13 protein-coding genes and 1 pseudogene are annotated in these 11,688 nt (G+C 36.6%); 13 read left to right on the forward strand and 1 reads right to left on the reverse strand.

All coding sequences use genetic code 11. The features are described from left to right. Nucleotides 1–104: 104 nt before the first annotated feature. From LJE09_RS15680 to LJE09_RS15740, 13 genes are all read left to right on the forward strand, one after another. Nucleotides 105–884: a LytR/AlgR family response regulator transcription factor gene (locus LJE09_RS15680; RefSeq protein ID WP_025580467.1), complete on the forward strand. Its 780-nt coding sequence runs from the start codon at nucleotides 105–107 to the stop codon at nucleotides 882–884. After that, the gene (locus LJE09_RS15685; RefSeq protein ID WP_025580465.1) at nucleotides 862–2,145 is read left to right on the forward strand and encodes a sensor histidine kinase; all 1,284 of its coding nucleotides are present in this window, start codon (nucleotides 862–864) and stop codon (nucleotides 2,143–2,145) included. Before LJE09_RS15680 ends, LJE09_RS15685 begins: the two co-directional genes overlap by 23 nt. A gap of 125 nt (nucleotides 2,146–2,270) precedes the next feature. Further along, nucleotides 2,271–2,417 (forward strand): cyclic lactone autoinducer peptide, encoded by a 147-nt coding sequence (locus tag LJE09_RS15690; RefSeq protein WP_081703307.1) that lies wholly within the window; start codon nucleotides 2,271–2,273, stop codon nucleotides 2,415–2,417. 155 nt (nucleotides 2,418–2,572) lie between these two features. Further along, nucleotides 2,573–3,139 (forward strand): accessory gene regulator B family protein, encoded by a 567-nt coding sequence (locus LJE09_RS15695; protein ID WP_025580464.1) that lies wholly within the window; start codon nucleotides 2,573–2,575, stop codon nucleotides 3,137–3,139. A gap of 211 nt (nucleotides 3,140–3,350) precedes the next feature. After that, the gene (locus LJE09_RS15700) at nucleotides 3,351–3,728 is read left to right on the forward strand and encodes a hypothetical protein (RefSeq protein ID WP_025580462.1); all 378 of its coding nucleotides are present in this window, start codon (nucleotides 3,351–3,353) and stop codon (nucleotides 3,726–3,728) included. Between the two features lie 56 nt (nucleotides 3,729–3,784). Next, entirely contained in the window at nucleotides 3,785–4,876 is a 1,092-nt protein-coding gene (locus tag LJE09_RS15705) for a hypothetical protein (protein WP_025580461.1), read from the forward strand. A 48-nt stretch (nucleotides 4,877–4,924) separates the two neighbouring features. Further along, entirely contained in the window at nucleotides 4,925–5,695 is a 771-nt protein-coding gene (locus tag LJE09_RS15710; protein ID WP_025580460.1) for a hypothetical protein, read from the forward strand. Nucleotides 5,696–5,710: 15 nt separating this feature from the next. Then, on the forward strand, nucleotides 5,711–6,589 hold the full coding sequence (locus LJE09_RS15715) for a hypothetical protein (protein ID WP_025580458.1): 879 nt from the start codon (nucleotides 5,711–5,713) through the stop codon (nucleotides 6,587–6,589). A 24-nt stretch (nucleotides 6,590–6,613) separates the two neighbouring features. Next, a complete protein-coding gene (locus LJE09_RS15720; protein WP_025580457.1) occupies nucleotides 6,614–7,258 on the forward strand; it encodes an ABC transporter ATP-binding protein in 645 nt (214 codons plus the stop codon). 25 nt (nucleotides 7,259–7,283) lie between these two features. Further along, entirely contained in the window at nucleotides 7,284–7,472 is a 189-nt protein-coding gene (locus LJE09_RS15725; protein ID WP_119242516.1) for a hypothetical protein, read from the forward strand. 206 nt (nucleotides 7,473–7,678) lie between these two features. Further along, nucleotides 7,679–8,893, forward strand: a complete 1,215-nt coding sequence (locus tag LJE09_RS15730; protein WP_227311537.1) for an IS256 family transposase — start codon at nucleotides 7,679–7,681, stop codon at nucleotides 8,891–8,893. 705 nt (nucleotides 8,894–9,598) lie between these two features. Beyond that, nucleotides 9,599–10,165 (forward strand): RNA polymerase sigma factor, encoded by a 567-nt coding sequence (locus LJE09_RS15735; RefSeq protein WP_025581103.1) that lies wholly within the window; start codon nucleotides 9,599–9,601, stop codon nucleotides 10,163–10,165. After that, a complete protein-coding gene (locus LJE09_RS15740; protein WP_173702448.1) occupies nucleotides 10,149–11,279 on the forward strand; it encodes a DUF4179 domain-containing protein in 1,131 nt (376 codons plus the stop codon). Before LJE09_RS15735 ends, LJE09_RS15740 begins: the two co-directional genes overlap by 17 nt. A 53-nt stretch (nucleotides 11,280–11,332) precedes the next feature. Here the strand turns inward: LJE09_RS15740 and LJE09_RS15745 are convergent. After that, a pseudogene (locus tag LJE09_RS15745) lies at nucleotides 11,333–11,688 on the reverse strand (hypothetical protein); the annotation flags it as partial.

Below are 11,688 nucleotides of genomic sequence, written 5' to 3' on the forward strand. Positions count from 1 at the left end.
TCAATATTAATTTGGTTAAAATAAACAATTTAAAATGTTTTTCAGACACGCTCTAACATACTTCTAAAGATGAAGTTTATGAAAAATTGAAAGGAGTAGCTTGCATGGATAAAAATAATAGAGTAATATACGGAATAGCAGGAGATGGAGAAATAATGCGAGTAGTAATATGCGATGATGAGAAAGTAACTTGTTCAGAGATAGAGAAAATGCTTAGTTTTTTTGCGTTCGAAAAATGTATAAAGTTGGAAGTGGACGTGTTTTTTGATGGAGATACTTTGACAGAATATTTGAAAAAAGAAAAAGCTCCAGACATTCTTTTTTTAGATATTGAACTTCCGGGAATGAATGGGGTTGAGGTCGGAAAATATATCAGGGATATATTGAGGAATACAGATATGTTTATGATATATATATCTTCTAAAAAGGAATATGCTTTAGAACTGTTTCAAAACCAGCCATTTGATTTTCTGATAAAACCAATAAAAAAAGAACGGCTGTATCATGTTATGGAGAAAATATTTAGTATTATTGGAAAAAATGAGTGCAATTTTGAGTATAAAAATCAAGGAAATAGTTACAGAATTATGTACAAAGATATTTTGTATTTTCAAAGTGATGGAAGAAAAATTAATATTGTAATGGAAAAGAAAATAGAAAGTTTTTATGGTAAGTTATCTGAGATTGAACAGATGTGTCCAGAGGGGTTGTTTTTGCGTATTCACAAATCATATTTGATCAATATGTGCCATGCGAAAGAAATTACTTATAAATGGATAAAAATGATAAACGGAGATGTGTTGGATATTAGCAGATCGAACCGTGTGGCTATAAGAAGAAAACTAATGGAGAGTATGGCAAATGAAATTCGTAATGATAGCTGAACTGTTGCTTATATTGTTTTCAAATGGAATTCGATTTTATGCAGTTAAAAGGTACATAGATTTTTTTGCTGCCAGAGAAAAATGTCTATGGAAATATAATTGGATTCTATATACTTTTGCATGTATTGGGACTTATATTGTTAGTATTATATTTGAATCGCCAAATTTGAATATAATTTCGAATGTCATTGCTTTATTTCTACTGGCATGCCCGTATAAGATAAAGCTGTCTAAAAAATTCCTAATGACATTTATTATATATTCTATTAATTTACTAGCAGATATTATAGTTGTTCAACTGTTGGCAGGATATGTTCCCGGACAAAGAGTAGGCTCAGCTTATCAATTTATAACTAGCTTGGCGATTTTAATTCCAACTGCTTTTTTTTCAGAATTTACAAAGAAAAAAACGCAGGATTCTCTACCACTTATGAATGTATTCATATTGGGTATGATTCCCTTGGTTAGCATTGTTTGTATGCACAGCATTGCAACTTTAACAGAAAATAACAAACCTGTAGTTCTTACAGTAGCATTCAGTTTGATACTCATCAATTCATTTTTGTTTTATTTATATTACACATTAACCCAATTTTATGTGGCGAAAATGAATGAGAAGAAACTGGAGCAGATAATTGATGTATATGCACATCAGCTTGATGTGGTGCAGGAATCTCAGGAGCATATTAAAAAATTGCGTCACGATATGAAGCATCATTTAATAGAATTATCTGCTATGGCACAGCAGGATAAGAATAAGGATATGATGAGATATTTAGAACACATGGAAAAATTTATGTTAAATCCAGCAGAAAAAGTTTCGACAGGGAATAAAGAAATTGATGGGGTTTTAAATTACATGCTCAGGCGTGCGGATGAATTATTGAAAATTGTGAATCTGGATATTCAGATTCCAAAATCACTATACAGAAATAATTTTAATATTTGTGTGATTTTAGGAAATTTGGTAGATAATGCGGTCAGGGAATCGAGTAAATCTGATGAAAAGTATTTATCCATTAGTGTGCGTGTGCAAAAAGATATCCTGATTATTTTGATAGAAAATAGTTATAGTGGTTCAATTGTGCAAAAAGGTAATATATTTCAAACCAGCCAAATTGATACATCTATTCACGGGTTAGGTTTGGAAAGTGTGAAACAGGTAGTAGAAGCATGTGGTGGAGATATAAAGATTGAATATACGGAAAAACGATTTTGGGTACAGGTTTTATTATATTTGTCAAATATTGTAGAGAACTAAAAAGAGCCACTTGGCTCTTTTTTAGTTCCAATTTTGACAAAAAAATATACAGTTTTTGACAATAAAAGGCATATGAAGAGAATTTATGGTATGTTATAAAAAATATATGTTTAGGAGGATGTAACATGAAAAAAGATATTTTGAAATTGGGTATGAAAATAGTAAAAAATACTGCTATAAAGTTAGCAGAGCGTGATGCAAATACAACATGTCCGTATTACGGTTATCAGGCAGAACTTCCATGTGCCGTCAAAAAGCTGAAAAAACCGTGATTTTGTAAATTGGTTGATTTTTTAAAGAAAATATGGAAGTATATAGTTCCTTTTAGGAACAATAAAAGTAATCAGGTTGCCATAGACTATAGAGTTTTCTTATGAAAACATAGTAGTTTGTGGCAACTGTGTTTTTGAAGAAAATGAGGTTTTTAATGGAAAAGCATAGAAAAAAATTCTCAATACGATTGATAGAAAAAATTGGACATGATGAGGAAGAACGAGAAATTATCCAATATGGATTGCATCAGGGGTTTCTGATATTACTTAATTTATTGACAACAGTAGTTTGTGGAATACTCTGGAAAGAACTGCCTTTTGTATTATTGGTATTTTGGGGGATATTTTTTTTGAGACCTTATGCTGGAGGATATCATGCAGATACAGAATTACGTTGTTATTTTCTATCGACAGCAATGATGAACATGGTTGTCTTTTTGAAAAAAACAATAGTTTTATCAAATATAATGTTTATAATAATATGGATTATTACTGTTATATTTATTTGGATATATGCCCCAGTAGAAAATACTATTCATTGTTTAGACGAAGATGCACGCAAAAAGTATGCGAATAATACAAAGAAAATTTTGTTATGTAATGGAATCGTAATGCTAGTGGGAATATGGGTAAACCAAAGAATTGTCGTAGATGCAATTATTTGGAGTCAAGTGATGATTGCGATTGCAATGATAGCTGGATTATGGAAATATAGTACCTAATAAATAATTTATATAGGAGAATAAAGAAAAAAGTGTGAATATACAAAAAGGCATTAGTCTTGACAGAAGTTCCATTTTTGACACAATTATATACAGTTTTTGGCAAGGTGCGTTTTAAGAGATAATTCTATGCTATAGTAAATTCAACAAACAAGTTGGTGCCAATGTTGTTTAATAACTGAAAAACTTTTTTAGAAAGGGGAAATGATTTATGAGAAAAATTATTAAAAGAACACTTTGCGTTTTAAGTGCAACAATGTGTGTGCTGGGGACAGCAGCTACAGCAAGTGCGGATACAGTTTCATTTAATGTGACGATTCCGGGTGATCCATACTCTTATGCAGTAAGGAAAGCGGATACAGAACAGAGATTCTATGTAACAGGAACATCGTTTAATAAAAGCGGTACATTGAGATGCAGATCTGGAAAAGCAGGACAGGGAACAAGCTCCAATTCGGCGTATATTTCTTCTGGTTCAAGAGCTTCCTCTGCCAGCTACACATCTTATGCAGCGCCTAATTATACATACGAGATGTATGCTACCAGTGGAACAAGTGGATTGAATGTTAGGGGACGTTTCACACCGTAAATAAAACTGTAGATGAAGGCAGAGAAATCCGCCTTCGTTTTTTCAAGGAGGACTATATGAGAAAAGGCTTGAGACAAGCAATGATAGTGCTGGGAATATGTATGTGTTTAGGGGGCTGTGAAAAAGAAACGGAGGCAAAAACAGAGCCGGAAGGAGAGACGGTACAGAGCGAAGACGGAGATTTTTTTCCGGAATCATATTCAGAGGAAACAGAGAAGGTGAAATTTGAGTGTGTAGTAAACGTTCCGGAGAAATTTGAAGTTACCAACTTCCACGCCCCTATTATAAAAGGTGTTTCTAACATTGATGCAGAAACAGCTTACAAAAAATATGTTGAGGGAAAAGTAGTTACAGAAGAATATCATGACGAACCAACTATTGAAAATGAAAAAGGAAATGATACGTATATATTGGAGGACGGAACAGTGATAGGGTTATCGGGAGTGTTTCTGTACAATACACCCGAATCCTCAATATACAGACAGGTAGTGAGAATGAGCGAACGCAGCGCTCCAAAAGATAATTTTAAATTTGCATCAGGAGACGATTGCACAGAACAGGTAAAAGAAGAATTAAGATCACTGGGCTGCCCTGTTGATGAATATCAGTTTGACTGGTTCTCTACCAGCGGAGAAGATTATGCAATATTGGAGAAGCGAGCTTTAGATGACGGAATGATTGACAGTCAAAGGGCAAAACAGGACGGCTGGACAGAAGCCAATAATTCTTATGAGATATATGGGTGGCAGCTTTATGAGGGACTGCAGGTTCTTCCGCCGTGGATAACAAGCGCGATGTCACGGGCGTTTGAAAGCTATCAGAAAGCGCCCATATCTGCTGTTTACACAAAACAGGGTATGTTGAGTCTGGCACTGACAGAAGCGCCATGTATATTTGAACATTCTGATGAAACCCTGGAGTTTCTGAAGTTCCCTGAAATTGCAGATATACTGGAAGAAAAATACAGTGCTTTATTAGACGATGCCGTTTATACGGTGACTTATGCAAAATTAGTCCTGCGGACTTATTTTGATGAGGGTCAGAAATTAGCGGCAGAGCCGGTCTGGTATTTTGAAGTAACAGACGGTACTTCTATGGAGGTTGCTTTGCTTAATGCGGTTACAGGAACTGAAATTTTCCTGAATTAGCAACGCTTGTCATACCAGATTTTGCCTGAGAAAGAGAGTGTGATAATTTTGCAGTGTTTTATAAATTACCTTCGGACAGATTTTCGCCGGCTTGGAAAAAGTTATCGATGGCTGGCTGGAATTGTTGGTGTAGTGGCAATCCTGTTTTTTTCTCTGGAAAGCGTGTTGTTTCAAAAAGGGCTTGAAAATGGAAACGTACTGTCTACCTATGTGTATTCTACAAATATGACAGGATTTCTGATTGCATATTCTTTCTGCGCTTTTCCATTTGCAGGGGTATATCCGGAAGAACAGGAGCATAAGTATATTCGTTACAATGTGATAAGAGGAAGCTTAAAGTCATATGTACTATCTAAAACAACCGTTATCTATATCAGTTCACTGAGCATTATGATATTGGGATCAGTTTTGTTTCTGTTTTTGTGTCGTACATATGTTCCGTGGACAGACTGGAGTATAGATTCGTATGGAATAGAATTAAACGGCTGTTATGGAAGCATTCTGGAAGAGGGACATGTAATTTTATACTGTACGCTGTACGCATTGAATCTGGGGCTTATTGCGGGGGCATTGTCGAATATGGCTGCCTTATGTTCTGTGTTTATATCAAATACTGTGCTGGTTCTTGTCTTTCCGGTACTGGCATTTCGCGTTCTGGTATCTGTGAATATAGCTGATTACAATATCTACGCTTTTTATGCGTATACGAAAATATTTGCAAGTGACGGAGTAAACCTTTTGTTTCTGACGGTTATATCAGTGGGCATTTCCGCTCTATCAGCCGCGGGGTGCTATTGGGGGCTGAAAAAGAAAATGTAGCGGAGGGAGGACTATATGAAAACATTAAAATACATAATGAAAACTTCTGCGCAAAAAATATTTAATGTTAAATTTGCGACTTTCTGCGCGGCGTTTTTAATCTTGTCGTGGACGTATGATCAGCCATATTTACAGTTTGTTAAGGAAAAAAATTATCCGATTTCATGGTGCATTTTTCCTTTTTATATGTCCTCATTTGGAATTTTATCTATTTTTTATGTAGGAATTGTTTATATTCATTCTGATGTTCCATTTATGCAGCATATTAATATGTATCAGGTAATCCGTACCGGGAGGGAACGCTGGGCACTCAGCCAGATTGCCGGTATCCTGATAAGGTCTTTTTTTGCAGTTATCCTGTCTGCAATCGCAGCTGTTCTTCCGTTTTGGGGACATATAGAATTTTCGACAGACTGGGGAAAAGTTATAAAAACGCTCGCTTCGCAAAGAGCAGATGAGGGATTTGGATTTGGAATGGGGCAAATGCTTGATTTTCGCTTCCATTATGGGATTCTTGGGAAATTTACGCCGGTACAGCTTATGATAATTACTGTCCTGATATGTACATTGATATGTACGTTTCTTGGCATTTTGATGTTTCTTATCAGTTTGTATGCCGGTAAAATCCTTGCAGTCGCAGTGACAATGATGAGTGTGGTTGCATTATTTATTGTGGAGAATATATATGGGGAATGGAAACTGATTGTGGCGCATGTTGTACCTACATACTGGGCGGAGGTGGCATTAAGCGCGACGCCTGTCAGCGGACGTTATCGAATCCCTTCCCTGACATATATTTTTACATTTTTAATTGTTGCGGTTGTTTTCATGTCTGTGATAATTTTCTGTAAAGTAAAACATACAGAGTTTCACTGGGAAAATGAGGACGCGTAGCTTACAGACAGGAGGACAGGACAGATGGAAAAACAGAGGATTGAAGTAAATCATGTATTTAAAAGCTTTAAGGAAAAAGAAGTGTTAAAAGATGTATCGCTGACCTGTGAAAGCGGAAAAATATACGGAATCGTAGGACATAACGGGTCTGGCAAAACCGTACTTTTCAAATGTATCTGCGGATTTTTTTACTGTGACAGAGGAGAAATCAGAGTAAATGGGAAATGTATGGGGAAAGATGCCGACATGCTGCAGAATGCCGGAATTATTATAGAAGAACCGGGTTTTTTGCGCCAGTGGAGCGGGTTTCATAATCTGGAATTTCTGTATACAATCCGAAATAAACTGAATAAAAAATACATGTATTCCGTTCTGGAAAAGGTGGGACTTGAACCACGTTCAAAAATTCCTGTAGGAAAATATTCTCTTGGTATGCGGCAGCGTTTAGCAATCGGTCAGGCGATTATGGAAAATCCAGATATTTTAATACTGGATGAACCTATGAACGGTTTAGATAAAAATGGGGTACAGGAAATGAGGGGACTGTTTGAGCAGATGAAAAACGAGGGAAAACTGATTATCCTGGCAAGCCATAATAGAGAGGATATTGATGTGTTGTGTGATGAAGTATATGAAATGGAAAATGGTATATTGAAAAAACGAAGATAATTAAAAGATATAGTTGGAGGTTAGTATGATAATACCATATGAAACTTTTAAGGAAAACAAAAGATTTAAAGAAAGTATAGATAATGCCCAGAATGAGACAGATATATTGTTGTATAATGCGGCTAAAGAATATAGTAATAGTGTGAGGAAAAGGGCAAAAGCGGTAACGGATATAATCATGGAACGAATTGAAAAAGAGATCAAGAACAGTTAAACAAAATAAGTGGCATCTGTCAAAATGATACCATTATATATCCTTGCGGGTCATTTTTCCGGACATCAATGGTGTCAGGGAAAGAGCTGAGTAATCATCTTCCGTAAAAGCTGGTAGTGTAAAATAGTTTGTGTTTTTGGTAAAAAATAACTCCTTTTTGGTAAGAATTCAGATATGACAATTCTTATCGAAAAGGAGTATTTTTTATGGCAGTTGCAAAGGAACAAATTCGACAGATCATCTCAGGAAACAACATTAATAGCGTTGCAGATATATACACGCTTCTGAAAGACAGTTTCAAGGATATCCTGCAGGAGCTGATGGAGGCAGAACTGGATGCAACTCCTGGCTACGAGAAAAACCATAAGGGAGATCTACAGACAGACAATAAAAGAAATGGTCATTCTACAAAAAACTTAAAGAGTCAATACGGTGAATTTCAAATCGATGTACCAAGAGACCGTAACGGTGAGTTTGAACCAAAACTCATCCCTAAATACCAGAGAGATATTTCCGGGATTGAGGAAAAAGTGATCTCTTTATATGCCCGTGGTATGAGTACACGTGACATCCACGACCAGCTCCAGGATCTTTATGGAATTGAGCTATCAGCTGAAATGGTCAGCAAGATCACAGACAAGATACTTCCTCAGGTTAAGGAATGGCAGTCCCGTCCTCTGAACCCGGTTTATCCGTTTGTCTTTATGGACTGTATTCATTATAAAGTACGTGAGGATGGCAGAATCCTGAGTCGTGCTGCGTATGTAGTTCTTGGCGTTACAGTGGAGGGATACAAAGATATCCTCAGCATCACAGCAGGCGCAAATGAAACCAGCAAGTTCTGGCTTGGGATGCTTAATGATCTTAAGAACCGCGGAGTAAAAGATGTCCTTTTCTTCTGCGTGGATGGTCTTCCGAGTTTTAAAGAAGCTATTCAGGCAGTTTATCCGCAGGCAGAGATCCAGAGATGTGTGATCCATATGCTACGCAATTCTTTCAAATATGTAAATTATAATGATCTGAAAAAGTTTTCCTCGGATTTCAAAGAAGTGTACAATGCTCCGAACGAAACAGCCGCTTTAACAGAGCTGGAGAACATGAAAGAAAAATGGGGGAAGAAATATCCGTACGCGATCAGTAACTGGGAAAATAATTGGGAAGATGTAAGTTCCTTTTTCCAGTTTTCTAATGATATCAGACGCATTATGTACACGACAAATATCATAGAAGGATTGAACCGCCAGTATCGGAAAGTCACGAAAACGAAAAGCGTATTCCCAAGCGATCCTGCATTGGAAAAGATGCTGTATCTTGCCAGCGAGAACGTAGTCAAAAAGTGGACGCAGAGATACCGGAACTGGGATCAGGTATTGAATCAGCTGATAGTCCTTTACGGAGAACGGCTCACTGCTTATCTGTAAGAGAAAAGAAAAGCAGGAATGGGGAAGCTCTTTTAAGCCCCTCATTCCTGCTCTCTGTCTATTCCTTCGGCATTTATATTATTGCCAGAAATTTCCGATCCTATTCCAGAGGTCGGGTGTGGGCAGAGCCCACAAAAGGCAATGATCATGATGCCTTACTTGTCATGCAAAAAAATCGAAAATGATGTATATAATTTTCCTACATGGCAATACTGTAAGTACAAAGATATATTCGACAGCCGCATAATCATTAATTCGACAGCAAAATTTTACATATCTATTTCTTATCAGAAAGATTTACTTTCCATAGACACAAGAATTTTTACACCCTCTAAAAGCTTCACCGTTATCCTGCTTCTGCTTTAATTTCCGGAATACTTCATCTGCATTCTTATCTTTCAGATAAATCGGTTAGGTACTCCCCTATTTGTTAAGTATAGTCCTCATTCGTGCCTTGAAAATGTCTTCGGCTGTTCTTTTGTCTTTTATCATTTGTAAGGATTTACGTTTGTCCTCCTTTATATGCTCATTTTACCAGAATATACTTCATTTCTCCAGTCGAAATTGTGAAAAGACAGGTTGACTTTTCGACAGTGTATTATTTACTCTGGAAAAAGAAAATTATTTTTATTAAAATTGCAACTTTACCATTCAAAATCCGTCTTATCTTATGAAGGCAAATAAAAGAAACGTGAGGTGAAAAAAGTGGAAGATACAGTAATTATCAATCTGTATTTTGACAGATCAGAAAAAGCCATACAGGCGACCGAAGAAAAATATAGCAGGTACTGTTTTAGTATTGCTTGGAATGTTCTGTATGATAAAGAAGACTCCAATGAATGTGTCAATGATACATGGCTAGCCACATGGAACTCCATACCACCCAGAAAACCGGCAATTCTGTCTGCTTTTCTTGGAAAAATAACCCGAAACCTGGCAATTGACTGTTTTCGCAGGAAAAAAGCTGCAAAACGGTCAACAGAGCACATATTAGAATTATGCAAAGAACTGGAAGAGATAGAGGATGTAACAGCATATTCTTTGAATGATGAAATCCAGAGAAAAGAGATTCTGGAAATCCTTGAAAAATTTCTGGAATCCCTGAAAAAAGGTGATTGTGACATTTTTATACGACGCTACTGGTATATGGACAGCATCAGCGAAATTTCAGCCCGGCATGGAATTTCGGAAAGCAGAATCAAATCCAGTCTCTATCGAAGCAGAAAGAAACTATGGGAAAGGGTGAAACATTTATATGGAAAAAGGATTTAAGACATTAGAACTGATTGGTGATCTGGATGATAAATATATTTACGAAGCTTCCAGACCATGGAAAAAACAGCATCGTTTTTTCCATATACAAAGGAGTTGGAAAACAGCAGTCGCCGGGATCATATTGCTTATTATGGTTGGATGCACATTAAGATATCAGGAAGATGTAAAAGCAGCATTACAGAGAGTAACTTCATGGATCGGACAGGCATTGGGAATTAAGAACGGTGATACCGATTCTTATACAAATGTTGTAGGAAAAAGCATTTCAAGAGATGGAATCACCATAACATTAAATGAGATTGTGATGGACAGCAAAAATTTATGGATTGCGTATTCCGACAGCGAAGATTTAGACGCAGATATGAAGGATGCGGTGGAAGACAAACTTTTATATACAGAAGTATGCATTAACGGTCAGGAAATTCAGCAGGGCTTAGGCCAAAGAACAGTTAATGCTTTCTCAGAAAATCCAATAACAGTGGAAGATTTTACAATCGGAGAAGAAGTCAACACTGAGGGAACTGTAAACATAGAGTTCAAAGTCTGGCCGATTGCAATGGACGATGCTGATACATGGGAAAATGTTCAGAAAACACAGGCTGATACAGAACCTTATACATTTAAACTTAAAACATCAAAAGAAGAGCTGGAAAAAAACACTGTGGATTTAAATCTGAATCAGAATATTAAAATGGATTCCAATGTCCTGAATCTCACAGAATTCAGATGGAATCCATTTGAAAGTACAATTTACGGAATGTATCATGGAACAGTATATATTGACAGTGATTATTATCTGATTGGAACAGACGATCAGGGAAACAAAATCTGCTATCAGGAAACAGGAAGAAATGGTCAGGAAACTATGTTCCGGCAAACGATAGGTCTATATCCCGGATATGAAGAAATCTCCCCGGAAGCAAACACAATCACATTACAGTTATATGAAGTAAAAAACGACACAGCGCATCAGGTGTCTGAAGAAAAAATGGATAAGGATCCCTCTGATGATATCTACGAAGAATCCACAACCTATGTATATGATGGAGGCGAAAGCCCTATAGATTCAGCAATACCAATAGGAGACAATTTGACAATACAGATAAGATGAAAAATACCGCCATATTGACCTATAAGAAGTCAATATGGCGGTACTTTTATCCGTCAATTGTCAGGAGTGATTGTCTTGCGGTATTTTTCACGTTTATCTTCAGGAACTTCCAGGGCGTTCATTGCTTGGTCAATGGTCCAGTTCATATTTTTCATAAGTTTTTTAATGGAGTCGGTTTCTTTAAGTTCCATTCCCTCATCCATTAACATCTGTCCAAGTCTGGTCATTCTGATTACCTCCTTAATTTCGTCTAACTCAGCCTTATCTAAGAATTTATCAGCCAGTGTATACAACATTGCGGTTGTCTTTTCGGCACTCAGTTCGATATTGGGCTTTGCCAGACGAATAGCTTCTGTGACATGCTCTCGCCACTTAAATCTTACAGATTTTGAAGTGGGAGCTTCCTGCT

Source organism: Blautia sp. DFI.3.45 (assembly GCF_020593505.1).
Lineage (GTDB): Bacteria > Bacillota > Clostridia > Lachnospirales > Lachnospiraceae > Blautia_A > Blautia_A wexlerae.